The organism is Mesorhizobium sp. AR10 (assembly GCF_024746795.1).
Taxonomy (GTDB): Bacteria; Pseudomonadota; Alphaproteobacteria; order Rhizobiales; family Rhizobiaceae; genus Mesorhizobium.
On sequence record NZ_CP080524.1, the window covers coordinates 3526880 to 3542313 of the forward strand.

Annotated in this window: 15 protein-coding genes; 9 read left to right on the forward strand and 6 right to left on the reverse strand. The window is 61.8% G+C overall.

Annotated elements, in window-relative coordinates; genetic code table 11:
• Positions 1-127: 127 nt before the first annotated feature.
• The 4 genes from LHFGNBLO_RS20505 to LHFGNBLO_RS20520 form a co-directional block, all read right to left on the reverse strand.
• Positions 128-910: a formyl transferase gene (locus LHFGNBLO_RS20505; protein ID WP_258601146.1), complete on the reverse strand. Its 783-nt coding sequence runs from the start codon at positions 908-910 to the stop codon at positions 128-130.
• Between the two features lie 88 nt (positions 911-998).
• Positions 999-1574, reverse strand: coding sequence for a DUF4893 domain-containing protein (locus LHFGNBLO_RS20510; RefSeq protein ID WP_258601147.1), 576 nt, complete (start codon positions 1572-1574; stop codon positions 999-1001).
• A gap of 113 nt (positions 1575-1687) precedes the next feature.
• A complete protein-coding gene (locus LHFGNBLO_RS20515; protein ID WP_258601148.1) occupies positions 1688-2317 on the reverse strand; it encodes a DUF1638 domain-containing protein in 630 nt (209 codons plus the stop codon).
• A gap of 290 nt (positions 2318-2607) precedes the next feature.
• Positions 2608-3306: a corrinoid protein gene (locus LHFGNBLO_RS20520; RefSeq protein WP_258601149.1), complete on the reverse strand. Its 699-nt coding sequence runs from the start codon at positions 3304-3306 to the stop codon at positions 2608-2610.
• 265 nt (positions 3307-3571) lie between these two features.
• Between LHFGNBLO_RS20520 and LHFGNBLO_RS20525 the strand changes: the two genes are divergently transcribed.
• The 7 genes from LHFGNBLO_RS20525 (at position 3572) to LHFGNBLO_RS20555 (ending at position 11325) form a co-directional block, all read left to right on the forward strand.
• Positions 3572-5146, forward strand: a complete 1575-nt coding sequence (locus tag LHFGNBLO_RS20525) for a trimethylamine methyltransferase family protein (RefSeq protein WP_258601150.1) — start codon at positions 3572-3574, stop codon at positions 5144-5146.
• Between the two features lie 89 nt (positions 5147-5235).
• Positions 5236-5925 (forward strand): 4Fe-4S dicluster domain-containing protein, encoded by a 690-nt coding sequence (locus tag LHFGNBLO_RS20530; RefSeq protein ID WP_258601151.1) that lies wholly within the window; start codon positions 5236-5238, stop codon positions 5923-5925.
• Between the two features lie 103 nt (positions 5926-6028).
• The gene (locus LHFGNBLO_RS20535) at positions 6029-6766 is read left to right on the forward strand and encodes a dienelactone hydrolase family protein (RefSeq protein WP_258601152.1); all 738 of its coding nucleotides are present in this window, start codon (positions 6029-6031) and stop codon (positions 6764-6766) included.
• 91 nt (positions 6767-6857) lie between these two features.
• Positions 6858-8036: an NAD(P)/FAD-dependent oxidoreductase gene (locus LHFGNBLO_RS20540; protein ID WP_258601154.1), complete on the forward strand. Its 1179-nt coding sequence runs from the start codon at positions 6858-6860 to the stop codon at positions 8034-8036.
• A gap of 132 nt (positions 8037-8168) precedes the next feature.
• Positions 8169-8729: an RNA polymerase sigma factor gene (locus tag LHFGNBLO_RS20545; protein ID WP_258601155.1), complete on the forward strand. Its 561-nt coding sequence runs from the start codon at positions 8169-8171 to the stop codon at positions 8727-8729.
• 2 nt (positions 8730-8731) lie between these two features.
• Entirely contained in the window at positions 8732-10837 is a 2106-nt protein-coding gene (locus LHFGNBLO_RS20550) for a vWA domain-containing protein (RefSeq protein ID WP_258601156.1), read from the forward strand.
• Between the two features lie 299 nt (positions 10838-11136).
• The gene (locus LHFGNBLO_RS20555; RefSeq protein WP_258601157.1) at positions 11137-11325 is read left to right on the forward strand and encodes a hypothetical protein; all 189 of its coding nucleotides are present in this window, start codon (positions 11137-11139) and stop codon (positions 11323-11325) included.
• Between the two features lie 31 nt (positions 11326-11356).
• On the opposite strand, the gene bmt is transcribed toward LHFGNBLO_RS20555, so the two are convergent.
• Together bmt and LHFGNBLO_RS20565 are read right to left on the reverse strand one after the other, a co-directional pair.
• A complete protein-coding gene (bmt, locus tag LHFGNBLO_RS20560; protein WP_258601158.1) occupies positions 11357-12373 on the reverse strand; it encodes a betaine--homocysteine S-methyltransferase in 1017 nt (338 codons plus the stop codon).
• 90 nt (positions 12374-12463) lie between these two features.
• Positions 12464-13306, reverse strand: a complete 843-nt coding sequence (locus LHFGNBLO_RS20565; protein ID WP_258601159.1) for a helix-turn-helix domain-containing protein — start codon at positions 13304-13306, stop codon at positions 12464-12466.
• A gap of 229 nt (positions 13307-13535) precedes the next feature.
• On the opposite strand from LHFGNBLO_RS20565, the gene LHFGNBLO_RS20570 reads away from it, so the two are divergent.
• Positions 13536-14546, forward strand: coding sequence for a fatty acid desaturase (locus LHFGNBLO_RS20570; protein ID WP_258609831.1), 1011 nt, complete (start codon positions 13536-13538; stop codon positions 14544-14546).
• A gap of 87 nt (positions 14547-14633) precedes the next feature.
• Positions 14634-15434: a phosphate/phosphite/phosphonate ABC transporter substrate-binding protein gene (locus LHFGNBLO_RS20575; protein ID WP_258601160.1), complete on the forward strand. Its 801-nt coding sequence runs from the start codon at positions 14634-14636 to the stop codon at positions 15432-15434.

A 15434-nucleotide genomic window follows, 5' to 3' on the forward strand; every position in this document is an offset into this window, starting at 1 on the left:
CCTCGTGATTTCGAGCATTGCCGCAAGCGCGGTTGGGCTGCTTGTTATGGGACGACGCGCGCGCATTCAAAAGCGACGCAATTGGATGACGCAAAAAGGAAAGGCGAAAATCTTTGGAATAGCGTGGCTACCAGACCCGCTTTGTCATGCCAGTCCAGAGGTAGAACCAGATCGTCGGATGGTACCACTGTTTCGAAGGCAGGCCGGGATCCGATGTAGCAAGCTTGCCGGCCAGCGCGTCGCTGACCGCCTCGACGCAGATGTCGCGCGAGAAGGCCGCCTGCCGCAGCGCATAGCTTGAAATGGTGTCGCCCGGCTCCGGCCTGCCGCGTGCCTGCCGCAGCACACCGCCGGTGTCGACGCCGGCGTCAACCAGATGCACAGTGGTGCCGAAATTGTCGGCGTCGCCCGAGGCCAGCGCCCAGTAGCCGCCGTTCATGCCGCGATATTTCGGCGCAATGCCGGCATGGTAGTTGAGCACCGGGCAAGCGATTTTCGCCAACGTCGGCCTCGACAGCAAACGGCAGCCGGCAAGCAGCAGGACACCTGGCCGGATTTCCTCGATCGCCTGCAGGCACTCCGGCGCGTTTGCCGACGGCACATGGATGATCTTTTGTTCAGGTTTCGGTTCGGTCTGCAGTTTCTGTTCGGCAATCAACCGCGCCGCGTGCCCGGCGAAAAACCGCTTGCCGAGCCGCGTCAGCACCATCGTGCCAAGCTGTCCGGTAGCGGAAATCCAGCCCTGGCGGCGCGCCCGCCCGCGCAGCAATTGCCGTTTGGATTCAGGGCTTTCCAGGATGACGCTGACAGGGCCGAGCTTGTCGGCGATGGCGTTGACGATGGCCCAGATGTGCGGGCCACCCTCGGTGACGACGACGATCGGCGGCGTATGTGATTTTTGGGTTGCCATGGTTTGCAACGTGCCCGGGAAGGATCTGCTCTCAGCGGGCGGATGCTAGGCTTGGCGGGTTAATCCTTGGTGATCGAGGTTCGCAAGGTCAGCGTTTGAATTCCATGATGTCGAGCTTCGATTCGTAATAGGGCGCCGGAAATTCGATGCGCCATTCGCTGGCGCTGTTGCGGAAGGCGTAGCCGACCTGGTCGCTTTGCGGACCGCTGCCATAGGGTTTCGCGGGATCGTCATTGACTGAGAGCGAGCCGAGATAGATCGCGCGCTTTTCGCCGTCGTCGAAGAAGCGGCCCTTGGTGCGCTGCGAGCCGCTGATTTTTTCCAGCCGCCAGCCCGAGCCGTCGTCGTTCACCTTGCACTTGAACCAGCCATAGATGACGAGCGGGCTCAGCCCGCCTGCCTTGATGGTGCGGCACTTCCAGTTGCCGGTCAGGTCCTTGTCGGAAAAAGCAACGAAAGGCTTTGCCAGCAAGGCGTCGAGCTGCTTGACCTCGGCGGGATCGCCAGCCTTGGCTTCATCAAGCGCTGCCTTGCGCGTCTCGCCATATTTGTCGAGCCGCACCTTGTCGGCGGGGGTGATCAGCTTCTGCACCTCGCCATCGGCGAATGCGGGCAGGATGCAGCTGAGGAGGCCAAGAACGGCAAGCAGAGGGCGAGAGACCATCAGAGGCTTCCTTGTCGTTGATTGGAGCAGGCCGTTACCCGTGTGGCGCATAACTTACCCATTCGCCGCCGCGTGTCATCCGTGCTCAGCAGCGTTACGGGTCAAGAATTGCTTCAGGCATGTGTCGCGGCTTGCGCCAACCCTGCCGTCAGATCGCCATAGCCGGTCGAGCGGCGCTCGTAGGCGAGGCCGAGCATCTTGGCCGCTTTCTCGGCGACCTTGTCGAGCTCTGGATCGTCGGTCTGAGCGATATAGACCAGCTTCTCGTAGTTGCCGAAATAGTCTTTGATCAGCTCCGGATGCTTGTCGAGGCCGAGCGGCTTCATGAAGAAGGCGTCGAACTGCCGGCACAGGAAGTCGGTCATGTAGAACGACATCATGTCGTCGTCGGCGATCTTCGCATAGGCATCCATGCCCTGATAGAAAGCAAAGCAGTGGGGCCCAGCCATGCGCTCGACGCCATGCTTTTCGCAGACGCGGTCGAGCAGGCCGCCGGTGCCGCAATCGGCATAGCCGACGAAGATGTTGACGTAGCCGTCAGCCTTGGCCTTCGCGATGGCCTTGTCCATGGCTGGTGCGATGCGGTCCGGATAAAAATGGAACTCCGCAGGCAGGCAGGTTAGGTCGAGATGGTCGAGCTTTAGCTGCTCCTTCACCGCCAGAACTTCGCGCGCGATCATGCCGCAGGCAATGACCAGAAGCTTGCCGTCTTGACCGGATTGCTGTTTTAGCGCGACGCCCATGGAACCAGTCTACCCGATTTTCGTTGCTGTCAGGCAAACCTATATTCTGAGGGAGACACCGTTCATGCAACTGTTACGCATCTCGCCAATACTCGTTCTCGCTTGCGCCTTGGCACTTTCGGCCTGCGCTAATACCGTTCGCGGCGTCGGCAAGGACGTTAAATCGACAGCCAACGCCGTCGAAGACAGCGTCAACTAGCCTGGTTCACGGCTGCCGTTTCAACATCTGGGAATAAAAAGGCTGCGCCGCAAGGCGCGGCTTTGTTCGTTGCCCGTGCCGGATGCCGAATTCAGGCTGAAGCGCGCACGTTGTGCTTGCGCTTCATGTAATCCTTGGCCGTCTCGACTGCCACGGCCGCGTCGCGGCAATAGGCGTCGGCGCCAACTGCCTTGCCGAATTCCTCGTTGAGCGGCGCGCCTCCGACCAGCACGACGTAGTCGTCGCGGATGCCCTTTTCCTTCATCGTGTCGATGACGACCTTCATGTAGGGCATGGTCGTGGTCAGCAGCGCCGACATACCGATGATGTCGGGCTGGTGCTTTTCGATGGCGTCGAGGTATTTTTCGACCGCATTGTTGATGCCGAGGTCGATGACGTCGAAGCCAGCACCCTCCATCATCATGCCGACGAGGTTCTTGCCGATGTCGTGGATGTCGCCCTTGACGGTGCCGATCACCATCTTGCCCTGCTTCGGCGCGCCGGTGGCGGCGAGCAGCGGCCGCAGGATGAACATGCCGGCCTTCATCGCATTGGCGGACAGGAGCACTTCGGGAACGAACAGGATACCGTCGCGAAAATCCTCGCCGACGATGCGCATGCCTTCGACCAGCGCCTCCGTCAGCACTTTGTAGGGTGCCCAGCCACGCTCGAGCAGGATGTTGGTGCCTTCCTCGATCTCTTCCTTCAACCCGTCATAAAGGTCGTCGTGCATCTGCTGCACCAACTCGTCGTCGGAAAGCTCGGAAAGGATGATCTCGTCGTCGGCCATTTTTAATCCAGCTCCCTGCCGCGCGAATGCGATTGCGAGGCCTCAAATATCATTTCAATACCTAACCCGCTACAGGCATCGATCCATAGCTGATTTGCGACTTCCCGCAAAAGGAAAGCGACTGGAAATCTATTGGTTTTCTTGTCGATTTTGCGACAGGCGTTGGCGCTGGCGGGCCGTTTCGAATAGGGTGCATGGCTACGATCCGGCCAGAAGCTGCGAGATGCGGCCGCAACAAGTTTTCAGGTTTCAGGGAAGAACGATCATGAGTGAGAACGCGCCAGTCGACCAGGAAGCGTCAAACGCGCGGCGCGGACGCGCTGCCAGCGGTGGCGCTGCTGCAAGGCGCGCAGCGCGTTCGGGCGGTGGCCCCGGCACCCAGCTCACCTATATCAAGCGCAAGATCAACGTCTATGAGGTGCTGAACGAGGAAGGCCTGGCGCTGATCGAGAAGAACACCGACACGGTGCTCGAAGAGATCGGCATCATTTTTCGCGATGACGCCGAGGCGCTGCAGCTGTGGAAAGAGGCCGGCGCCGACGTCAAGGGCGAGCGCGTGCATTTCCCCAAGGGTCTCTGCCGCTCGCTGCTGAAGACCGCGCCGCCCGTCTACACCCAGCACGCCCGCAATCCGGAACGCTCGGTGCAGATCGGCGGCAACGCCACCGTCTTCGCACCGGTCTACGGTCCGCCCTTCGTGCGCGACCTCGACGGTGTCAGGCGCTATGCGACGATCGAGGATTTCCGCAATTTCGTGAAGCTCGCCTATATGGCGCCGTCGATCCACCATTCGGGCGGCACGGTGTGCGAGCCGGTCGACGTGCCGGTCAACAAACGCCACCTCGACATGGTCTACAGCCACATCAAATATTCCGACAAGCCGTTCATGGGTTCGGTGACTGCGCCGGAGCGCGCCGAAGACACCGTCGCCATGGCCAAGATCGTGTTCGGCGACGACTTCGTCGAAAACAACACGGTGCTGACCAGCCTGATCAACGCGAACTCACCCATGGTGTTCGACGAGACGATGCTCGGCGCGCTGAAAGTCTATTCGCGCCACAACCAGGCCTGCATCGTCACGCCGTTCATCCTCGCCGGCGCCATGAGCCCGGTGACGGTGGCAGGTACGCTGACGCAGGTCCTGGCCGAGGTGCTGGCCGGCGCGTCGTTCACGCAGCTGATCCGGCCGGGCGCGCCGGTGCTGTTCGGTACTTTTGCCTCGTCGATCTCGATGCAGTCGGGTGCGCCGACCTTCGGCACGCCGGAACCGTCGCTGGTCTCCTACGGCGCAGCGCAGCTCGCCCGCCGTCTCGGACTGCCGTTCCGTACCGGCGGATCGCTCTGCGCCTCGAAAATTCCGGACGCGCAGGCAGCCTACGAAAGCGCCAACACGCTGAACTCGACGATCCTTGCCGGCACGAATTTCGTGCTGCATTCGGCCGGCTGGCTCGAGGGCGGGCTAGCCTCCTGCTACGAAAAGTTCATGATGGATATCGACCAGCTCGGCATGACGCAGAAGTTCTCCGAAGGCGTTGACCTGTCGGAGAACGGCCAGGCGATGGACGCCATCCGCCAGGTCGGTCCTGGCAGCCATTATCTCGGCTGTGACCACACCCAGGCCAATTTCCAGACCGCCTTCTACAGGTCCAGCATTGCCGACAACAATTCCTATGAGCAGTGGTTGGCCGAAGGCGAAAAGACCGCGCCGCAGCGCGCCAACGAACTCGCCCGCCGCTGGCTGGAGACCTACGAGGCGCCATATCTCGATCCGGGCATCGACGACGGGCTGAAGGACTACATCGCGACGAAGAAGGCGTCGATGGCTGACGCCTTCACTTGAAAGGAGCCCGAGTCAGGCGGGGCTAAAGTCGCCAACATCATCCACAAGGAAGTCTGGCGGAGTGCCTTCTCCGACCCAGACAAGAAGGGATGACTGTTGCGCGCAGCCGGGTTGAGGAAATCGCGGTTGCGCTTTCCGCCCATGGTCTCATCCTGCGCGGCGGCTTTAATTTCGCAGCAAGCGAAACGCCGCCACCTGGCCCTTCAACTGCTCCAGCCAAATCCGCGCTGCTGGTCGGGCAGGTGGGTGCAGCACCCTGGCCGCATTTCCTGCGTTGGCGGGAATCTCAGCCACAGAGCATCGTTAATCCACTCGATACGTGGTCGCGTGAAGTGATCGGCACGGTGGCAGAGAAATTCGGCGCGCGCGCTGTTTCGCCGTCCGACAGGCCGTATCTGCCGTTCCAGCAATGGGCGATGCGGGCAGAGGGGTTGAAACCATCGCCGCTCGGCATCCTCATGCATCCGCAATACGGGCTCTGGCACGCCTATCGTGGCGCGCTGCTGTTCGAGGACGAGATCGTACCTCCAGAACCTCGCGAAGCGATTCACCTCTGTGACGCATGTCTCGAAAAGCCTTGCCTGAAATCCTGTCCGGTCGATGCCTATTCCCCGGATGGTTTCGAGTACGAGTCGTGCCTTTCGCATGTGCGCGGGCAGAACGGCACGCCTTGCCGCAGCGGCGGCTGCCTCGACCGCAACGCCTGTCCCTATGGCACCGACTATCGCTATCTCAAGGAGGTTCAGGCCTTTCACATGGCGGCGTTTGCGGGCGTTTAGCTGGGCGTCGAATGCCGCACAAAATGTTGAACGCAATTGTCAGGGAACGGCTTGCCCTGTCGACGCCTGCGGATATACCGCACGACATTCAACGGAGCGCGCCATGGCGAAGCAGGATCTCGAAATCACGACCAGAGACGGCGTAGCGAAAGCGGGGTTGTTCCGCTCTGCGACCGCTCCCTCATCCAAGGCCGGTGTCGTTCTCTATATGGATGCCTTCGGTCCGCGGCCGGCGCTTAACGCAATGGCGGAGCGGCTTGCAGGCGAGGGCTATGCGGTGCTGGTGCCGGACCTCTTTTACCGCAACGCGCCTTATGGGCCGTTCGATGCCAAGACCGCTTTCGTCGTGGAGGAGACGAAGGCGGCGCTGACGGCGTTGGTCAAAGGCACGACGCAGGACATGACCATCAACGACAGCGGCGCTTTTCTCGATGCGCTCGTCGCTGAGGGCGTGACAGGACCGGTCGGCACAGTCGGCTATTGCATGGGCGGAGCGCGGGCGTTGAATGCTGCTGCGACCTATCCTGATCGCATCGTCGCTGCAGCCAGCTTTCACGGCGGCAATCTGGCCAGCGACGCTGCCGACAGCCCGCATCGCAAGGCAGCCTCCATCAAAGCTCGCGTCTATGTCGGCATGTCTGGCGTCGACAAAAGTTTCCCGCCGGAGCAATCGGCGCGACTGGCCGAGGCGCTCAGGGTTGCGGAGGTCGACCACGCCATCGAGAACTATGCCGGCATGGCGCATGGCTGGTGCGTGCCGGACCACAGCGTTTTCAACGCCACCGGCGCCGAACGTCACTGGAAGCGGCTGGCGACCTTGTTCGCTGAAACGCTGGCTTGACATCTTGTCCGGTGGTTGCCCGACACTATGGGGCAGAAGAATTGGCGCGGCCTGCTAGGATAGCGTGGGTCGAGCGGGAACGAATCGCCTGATGCAATCTTTTGATGTCGTGGTGATCGGCGCCGGCGCTGCCGGAATGATGTGCGCCATAGAGGCAGGCAAGCGCGGCCGTTCGGTTCTGGTGCTCGATCACGCGGCAAAGCCCGGCGAGAAGATCCGCATCTCCGGCGGTGGCCGGTGCAATTTCACCAACAGCCATGCGAGCCCGAAGAACTTTATCTCTGGGAATCCGCACTTCTGCATCTCGGCGCTCAGCCGCTACACACAGCGCGACTTCATCGCGCTCGTCGAACGCCACGGCATCGCCTATCACGAGAAGACGCTGGGACAGCTGTTCTGCGACGGTTCGGCGCGGCTGATCATCGACATGCTGGTCTCGGAAATGCAGGGCCAAGGCGTGGAATTGGTGCTGTCGAACCAGGTCAGGGATGTCGATAAAACCGCGGAGGGGTTTGTTCTGACGCTCTCTACCGGCACGATCGCCTGCCGGTCGCTGGTCGTGGCTTGCGGCGGCAAGTCGATCCCCAAGATGGGCGCGTCGGGCTTCGGCTACGAGTTGGCGGCCCAGTTCGGCGTCGCCGTGGCCGAAACCCGGCCGGCGCTGGTGCCGCTTACCTTCGACGCAAAGACGCTCGAGCGGTTAGCGCCCTTGGCCGGCAACGCCGTCGACGCCGAAGTCGCTTGCGGCAAGACACGGTTTTCGGAGGCGATGCTGTTTACGCATCGCGGCCTGAGTGGGCCTTCCATCCTGCAAATATCGTCCTATTGGCGGGAAGGCGACGAGATCCGCATCGCCATGCTGCCTCAGGCGGATGTCGCTGAGCTGCTTCGCGCCGCCCGGCGCGTCAACGGCAGGCAGGCGGTGCAGACGGTGCTGGCAAACCATCTGCCCAAGCGTCTTGCACAAGCAGTGGTCGAGCGCACCGGGATCGACGGCAATCTCGCTGATTTGACCGACTTGCAGATGAAAACCGTCGATGCCGCCGTCAACGACTGGCGGGTCAGGCCTGCCGGCTCGGAGGGCTATCGTACCGCCGAAGTGACGCTTGGCGGAGTCGATACGAACGGGCTCGACCAGAAGACGATGCAGGCGAAATCCGTGCCGGGCCTGTTTTTCATCGGTGAAGTCGTCGATGTTACCGGTTGGCTTGGCGGCTATAATTTTCAATGGGCGTGGTCGTCGGGATGGGTGGCGGGGCAGGCGGCCTAAGGCGTGTCGATATTCAGGTGATGCCGGCCTGACCTGAATCTCAACACACCTTAGGTTCAAAAGCGCCAATCCGAAAAAATTCTTTCCATCACCCCAAGGAATCGCCATTAGCCTTCGTCCAACAGGCAAATGATGGCGATGATGCTGGATGAAAGCGAAGCCTCCGACGCCGATCTGATCGGACGGGCGAAGGGCGGAGACAGGGGTGCCTTCGGCAAATTGCTCGAAAGGCACTATGATTTTGTCTATCGCGCCGCCTATCGCTGGTGCGGAAAAAAGGCCGACGCCGAGGATATCGCCCAGGAGGTCTGCGTCCGGCTTGGCCGGGCGATCCGCGACTATCATGGCAGCGGCGCCTTCACGACATGGCTCTACACCATGACGTTGAACGCGGCGCGCGACATGATGCGCAAGACCACCCGCGAGACGGTCAAGACCGAAGCCTTTGGCGCTTACAGCATGATATCGGGTGAGGCCTTGGCCGAGCCCGAAGATCCGGCCGAGGCGCTTTGGGCGGCGGTGCGAAAGCTGCCGGACAAGCAGCGCGATGCCGTGCTGCTTGTCTATGGCGAAGGTTTGAGCCACGCCGCCGCCGCCGAGGCGATGGCGATCTCGGAGACGACGGTTTCCTGGCACATCCATGAAGCGAAGAAACGGCTGAAAGTGCTGATGCGCGCAGCCGGGGAAGTGTGACCATGGTCGACGACAACGAACTCAACAGGCTGCGCGACGCGGCAGTACCGGCACCCGACAGCGACGCGAAGGCGCGGGCTTTTACGGCCGCCATGCGCGCCTACGATTTGGACGAAAAAACTTACACCGCCGCCCAAGGATCGGCTGCCGGGCTTCGTCTCACAGAGCGAGCACAAAAGCTCTGGAGCGAGATCATGCAAAAGAAACTCTTCGCCACGCCGGCCATTGCCGGGCTCGTCGCCCTGCCGATCGCCGGATACGCCACCTTCCATATGCTCGGGGAACAGCCGTCCAAATTCGGCGGGGACGAGAAGATCACCGAAACGCTGGCCGACAAGCCGGCGAAGGTGAAGCCACTTACCGTGGCCGAGGCCGACAAACAGAAGAAGGCCGACGCCGACACCGAAAGCCGTGACGCCACCGTGGCGCTCGAGGCGCCGGCCGCGCCGCCGAAATCCGAATCGACCGTCTCTGGCGGCCTGGCGCAGCAGGATGCTTTGGCTCGCAATGTCTCGCCAACACCGGCTCAGAGCGGCGAGTTTGCGCTGGATGGCGGCGCGAGCAGGTCAATGGCCGATAACGCGGCGCGGGTTGGCCGCATGCCGGGCACATCAGCCGAGTCCAAACTGATGGTGCAGCCCTCGACGCTGCCCGCCGACCAGATGCTGCCGCAAGAGGAAAACCGCGACCGCGTCGAGGATTTCAAGACCAATCCGGTGCATGCAGCACTCGAAGATCCGGTCTCGACCTTCTCGATCGATGTCGACACCGCCTCCTATTCCTTCGTTCGGCGCTCGCTGAAGGAAGGTTACCTGCCGCAGGCTGACACGGTCCGCGTCGAGGAGATGATCAACTACTTCCCCTATGACTGGAAGGGGCCGGATGCCGCTTCGACGCCGTTCAAATCGACCGTCAGCGTCATGCCGACGCCGTGGAACGAGCATACAAGGCTGATGCATGTCGCCATCAAGGGTTTTGACGTCAAGCCGACCGAACAGCCCAAGGCCAATCTGGTTTTCCTGATCGATGTCTCTGGCTCGATGAACGAGCAGGACAAGCTGCCGCTGTTGCAGTCGGCGTTCCGGCTCCTGGTCAGCAAGCTGAAGGCCGACGACACCGTCTCGATCGTCACCTATGCGGGTGATGCCGGCACCGTCCTGGAGCCGACCAAGGTTTCCGAAAAGGACAAGATCCTCAATGCCATCGACACCTTGACGCCCGGCGGCAGCACGGCCGGCGAAGCGGGCATCAAGGAAGCCTACAGGTTGGCGCAAAAATCCTTCGTCAAGGACGGGATCAACCGTGTGATGCTTGCCACAGACGGCGACTTCAACGTCGGCCAGACTGACGACGACGATCTGAAGCGATTGATCGAGCAGGAGCGCAAGAGCGGCGTATTCCTGTCGGTGTTCGGCTTCGGCCGCGGCAATTTGAACGATCAGATGATGCAGACCATCGCCCAGAACGGCAACGGCACCGCCGCCTATATCGACACGCTCGCCGAGGCCGAGAAGGTGCTGGTCGAGGATGCGTCGTCGACGCTGTTCACCATCGCCAAGGACGTGAAGATCCAGGTCGAGTTCAACCCGAACAAGGTCTCGGAATACCGCCTGATCGGCTACGAGACCCGGGCGCTCAACCGTGAGGATTTCAACAACGACCGCGTCGATGCCGGCGATATCGGCTCCGGCCATTCGGTGACCGCGATCTACGAGATCACGCCCAAGGGCAGCGGCGGCGAGCGGATCGACCCGCTGCGCTACGGCCAGGCGTCGGTGAACAATGGCGGCGTTGCCAATGCCGACGAATATGCCTTCGTCAAGATCCGCTACAAGCTGCCGAACGAAGACGCTTCGAAGCTGATCACCACGCCGGTGACATCCGCCAACGAGGTCTCTTCCTTCGACCAGGCCAGCACCGACCAGCGGTTCTCGGTCGCTGTCGCCGCCTTCGGCCAGAAGCTGCGCGACGAGGATGCGACCGCGAAGTTCGGCTACGAAAAGATCATGGAGATTGCCACTGCTGCCCGAGGAGCCGACCCGTTTGGATACAGGTCGGAGTTCCTTTCGCTTGTGCGCCTTGCCTCGGCGCTCGGCGGTAACCGGTAGTGGCGATGACGGCCGGTTTCCTTCAGATGGGATCGTTCTGATACGGGAAATCGGCCTACGGGCGGGTGAGGCAGGCCGGCGAGGGCAACCTTGCCGGCCTTTTTTCGAGATCGTTAAATTGCGCGACATTTCCGGTACGCGATCGCAATTTCCTTTTGTTACGAAACAGATCACGTTTGGGCTTGAGGGGGCCGGAATTGCTGATCAGGAACACTACGAACCCGATGCCGACCGCAAGGGACGTGCAGGCACCCGGACCGATGGTCCCGCAGACGCCATCGCCGGAATCCACGCGCATCATGGACGACGTCGACGCGGCTCGCCAAACCGCTGTGTCGGCGCTGAACAACGACCGCTTCCGCGTCATGCTGGAGCAGATCACCGATCCCGGCGCATCGGGTGCGCTGATGACGATGGGCAGCGATGGCAGCAACGCCGCCACCGATTTCAAGACGGCGCTATCCCGTTACGCTGAAAACAGCGAATAGCCAAAAAGCCAAAAATCCAATTCGGATCGGGTCAGGCGCGGCTGCGACGGCGTTCGCGGCGGGCTTCGCTGGTCTCGGCGGTGTTTGCCGTCGCCACCTTGTTGCGCATCGGGCCGATGCGTTCGACGATCGCGGCGACGGTCGGACGATCCGCCTTCTTATGCGCATCGAGCGCCTTGCGCATGGCGGCAAGATGCTGGAACGAGGTGCCGCAACAGCCGCCGATGATTTTGGCGCCGCCATCGACGGCGAGGCGCACATAGTCGGCCATCAATTCGGGCGTGCCGGAATAGTGGATTTCGGTGCCGCGGAATTCCGGAATGCCGCAATTGCCCTTGACGATCACCGTCGCCTCCGGCTTCGCCTCGGTCATGTCGAGTAGCGAAGCGAGGATGTCGGAAGCGCCGACACCGCAATTGGCGCCGACACCGAGCGGTGCCTGCGAAAGGCCGTCGACGACGCCGTGGATGTCCTTCGGCAACAGCCCCATCATGGTGCGGCCGGCCGTGTCGAAGGAACCGGTATAGGTATAGGGCAGGCCGATGCGGATCGCGGCTTCGGCGGCAGCGCGGATTTCGTCCGGCGCCGACATGGTCTCGATCCAGGCGACTTCGGCGCCGCCGGCCTTCAGGCCCTCGATCTGTTCGGCAAAGGCATCGACGGCCTCGTCATAGGTCATGGCGCCAAGCGGCACCAGCAACTCGCCGGTCGGGCCGACCGAGCCGGCGACAATGACTTTCCTGCCGGCTTTGTCGGCGACGGCGCGAGCGATCTCGGCGGAGCGCTTGTTCAGCGCATGCACGCGGTCTTGCGCGTGGTGCAGCTTCAGCCGGTGGCGGGTACCACCGAAGGAGTTGGTCAGGATGATATCAGCGCCGGCGTCGACGAAATTCTGATGCAGGCTGGTGATGGTGTCGGGCGCAGTCTCGTTCAGCAACTCGGGCGCCTCGCCGGCTTCCAGCCCCATGGCAAACAGATTGGTGCCGGTGGCGCCATCGGCCAGCAGGATGCCCTTTTCGGCTAGCAGCGCATCGATCGGGTTGGTCATGGTGAGAAACGCCCTCCGGGAGCTCTTTATTGAGATAAGGATATAAAGAACTCTTTATGTCCAGTCAATGTCGGCGACCGCCGTCATGCATCAAAATCGCATCTCGGCCAGCTTTTGCGTGAAGCTGGCTGCCTCATGTGCGTTGATGTCGGCGGCGCGGATCAGATTGTCGAAATGGCGGGTCAATGTCTGGACCGGCTGGGTCGCGTTGAGCACAATATACATGTCGCCGACATAGATCGCGGCGCGATAGGGCCCGAAGATGGTGTAGGGGATCGAATAGCGCATCCGCCCGTCATAGAGAAACAGGCGGAAGGTCGGATAGAGGTCGTCGAGCAGCGTCGCCATATGCAAAAGCTGTTCGTGGCGGTCCGCCTCCGGGAAACGATCCCATACGCCCAGTCCGCGTGCAAAAATCTCCAGCGTGTGGCGCGGCATGCAGACTTCCATGTCGGTTTCCGGCCGCCGGTTGTAGTCGATGCGATACTGCGTTTCGCCGGCCTGCGCCTCGCGGCTCTTGTTGGCGATGCCAGCCTCGTAATCGACAAGCGCCTCGGTGCGCAAAAGATCGGGAATGCCGGCCGGCACGTAGCGGATTTTGGTGCCGGCGGCCTCCGAATGCCATCTGGCCAGCAGCGTGCGGTCGAAGCCGCCTGTTGCCTCCTCGATCTCCAGGCTTTCGCGGATTTCGCCGGTGACGCCTTCGTCCTGGCTGAGGCCGAGCAGCCAGTCGAGCGACACCTTGAACTCGGCGGCGATGTTGAGCAGCGTTTCGGCGCGGGGCAGGCGCGTCGAGGCGCCGGACAGAAGTTGTGACAGCGCCGAACGGTCGATGCCGACCGCGGCTGCGAAGGCCGACTGGTTCAGGTCGGACCTTGTCAGGAGCGTCTTCAGACGCTCGCGAAAGATCGTCGAGAGGTCGCGCTTGTCCATGGACGTCGCTCTGGCCATTGGAGGAAAAATTTGCGCTGAAGCTGCCGAGGTCAGGCCTGAAGCGTAAATGAATCCCTAAGGTTGTTGACAATATATAACATATGCGGCTTGAAATGCGCAATCGCAACAGTTTGTGCGCTTTGTCGCGTTGCGGCAACCCGGGGCTCCTGACACAATGCTGTCAGGAATCAAAATGATTCCGGCGACTGGAAGGGCAGTGGTCGATCATATGGCAAGCATGAGCAAGAGACGACGCAGCGTACCGGCCATCGAATGGCCGACCGTGGTTCTCGCTTTCTTCTGTTACACCACCTGGTTCGCCACCGGCTTCCTGATCTGGCCGTCCTATCCGATCCTGGCCCTTGCCATCCTGGCCTTTGTCGCCGCACTGCAATCATCAATCATGCACGAAGTGTTGCACGGTCATCCGACCCGCAACGCGCTGGTCAACGAGGCCATCGTGTTCCTGCCGATAGGCCTTGTGTGGCCGTTCCGCCGGTTCAAGACCATTCACCTGCGCCATCACGCCGATGAACGGCTGACCGATCCGCTGGACGATCCCGAGAGCTACTACCAGGCGCTCTGGCAGCACGACGGCTTGCCGCCGCTGATGAAATTCCTGCTGAAGATCAACAACACCATGGCCGGCCGTTTCGTGCTCGGGCCGTGGCTGTCTTGTGTCGGCTTCTTCATCGACGATGCCAAGCAAATCGCCGCTGGCGACAAGGCGATCCGCAAGGCATGGCTGCTGCACGCCATCGGCCTCGCCATCGTGTTGCCGATCGTGCAGTTCGGCTTCGGCATTCCATTGTGGCTCTACATCCTGGTGCCGGTGTGGCTCGGCCAGTCGCTAATTTCGATCCGCACCTTCGCCGAGCACCAGTGGTCGGAACATCCGGAAGGGCGCACGGTAATCGTCGAGCGTTCGCCGCTGTCCTTCCTGTTCCTCAACAACAATTTGCACTTCGTCCATCACAAGAGCCCGACGGTCGCCTGGTACCGGCTGCCGAAGCTGTTTCGCGACCGCCGCGACGAATGGCTGCGAATGAACAATGGCTATGCCTATCCGAACTACTTCGCCCTGATCAGGGCCTATGCCTTCAAGGCGAAGGAGCCGATCGTCCATCCGGTACTCAGGCGCGCGCCGGAACCGGGCAGGGCGTTCAAGCCGCGCGTCAGGGCGCGCAGCATCGGCGGGCTTGGCAGCGCACCGGTTCCCGCCGAACCGCCCAAGGAATAAATTTCGCAACGCTGCGTCGTCGGCTACCTTGTTCCGACGCTTTTCCGCGATCCTTTCAATCTCCAGACGCAACGGTCAGATACCGGCATGAGTGAATTTGTTGCGGCGTTGCCGATGTATGATTGGCCCGAAGTACGCGACGAGGTCGACGCCCAATGGGCGCGATTGCGCGATGCCTTCCGGCAAAAAGGCATCGACGCGCCGCAAACCATCGTGCGCCGCAATGGCGAGCTACCGCCCGTGCCGGGCGGCATTCATGATGCTGCCGGTGCATTGATCGCGCCCGATCCGGCGACCCTGCCGCCGAACGAACTCGACTATCACAAGCTCTGGCTGCAACCGGCGCTGCTCTTCGCGCAGACCTGCTGGGGGCCGATGGAACTCGGCCTTTCGAGGCATGTGCAGGTGATTGGCCAGCCGAGCTACGACGCCTTCGAGGGCGGGCAGGGCGAACTTTATTCGAGCGCGCTGGTGATGCGCGGGGATGGTGGGTCATCGGTTGAGTCGGCGGATGACGGTAGTCCGCTGATCCCGCTCGACTTGATCCGCGGCAGGCGCTTCACCTTCAACGACCCCGGTTCCATGTCGGGCTTGATCGGCCTGACGCGCGACCTGGAGGCGATGGGCCAAAGCCTCGACATCTTTGCGTCGCGTAGCGAAAGCGGCGGCCACCGCGCCTCGATCGTCGCGATTGCCGAGGGCAGGGCCGATGTCGCGGCCATCGATTGCGAAAGCTGGGCGCTGGCGCAGCGTTTCGAGCCTGCGGCGCAGAAGGTGGCGGTCGTCGGCTGGACGGCGCGGCGCAAAGGCCTGCCGTTCATCACCGCGAGAACGACGCCAGAAAAGACCGTCGCTGCCATGCGCGAGGCCATTGCGGCCGTCGGCTAG

Coding starts and splice junctions, on each gene's coding strand:
- LHFGNBLO_RS20505 (WP_258601146.1), bottom strand. CDS start 910: ATGGCAACCCAAAAATCACATACGCCGCCGATCGTCGTCGTCACCGAG.
- LHFGNBLO_RS20510 (WP_258601147.1), bottom strand. CDS start 1,574: ATGGTCTCTCGCCCTCTGCTTGCCGTTCTTGGCCTCCTCAGCTGCATC.
- LHFGNBLO_RS20515 (WP_258601148.1), bottom strand. CDS start 2,317: ATGGGCGTCGCGCTAAAACAGCAATCCGGTCAAGACGGCAAGCTTCTG.
- LHFGNBLO_RS20520 (WP_258601149.1), bottom strand. CDS start 3,306: ATGGCCGACGACGAGATCATCCTTTCCGAGCTTTCCGACGACGAGTTG.
- LHFGNBLO_RS20525 (WP_258601150.1), top strand. CDS start 3,572: ATGAGTGAGAACGCGCCAGTCGACCAGGAAGCGTCAAACGCGCGGCGC.
- LHFGNBLO_RS20530 (WP_258601151.1), top strand. CDS start 5,236: ATGACTGTTGCGCGCAGCCGGGTTGAGGAAATCGCGGTTGCGCTTTCC.
- LHFGNBLO_RS20535 (WP_258601152.1), top strand. CDS start 6,029: ATGGCGAAGCAGGATCTCGAAATCACGACCAGAGACGGCGTAGCGAAA.
- LHFGNBLO_RS20540 (WP_258601154.1), top strand. CDS start 6,858: ATGCAATCTTTTGATGTCGTGGTGATCGGCGCCGGCGCTGCCGGAATG.
- LHFGNBLO_RS20545 (WP_258601155.1), top strand. CDS start 8,169: ATGGCGATGATGCTGGATGAAAGCGAAGCCTCCGACGCCGATCTGATC.
- LHFGNBLO_RS20550 (WP_258601156.1), top strand. CDS start 8,732: ATGGTCGACGACAACGAACTCAACAGGCTGCGCGACGCGGCAGTACCG.
- LHFGNBLO_RS20555 (WP_258601157.1), top strand. CDS start 11,137: ATGGACGACGTCGACGCGGCTCGCCAAACCGCTGTGTCGGCGCTGAAC.
- bmt (WP_258601158.1), bottom strand. CDS start 12,373: ATGACCAACCCGATCGATGCGCTGCTAGCCGAAAAGGGCATCCTGCTG.
- LHFGNBLO_RS20565 (WP_258601159.1), bottom strand. CDS start 13,306: ATGGACAAGCGCGACCTCTCGACGATCTTTCGCGAGCGTCTGAAGACG.
- LHFGNBLO_RS20570 (WP_258609831.1), top strand. CDS start 13,536: ATGGCAAGCATGAGCAAGAGACGACGCAGCGTACCGGCCATCGAATGG.
- LHFGNBLO_RS20575 (WP_258601160.1), top strand. CDS start 14,634: ATGAGTGAATTTGTTGCGGCGTTGCCGATGTATGATTGGCCCGAAGTA.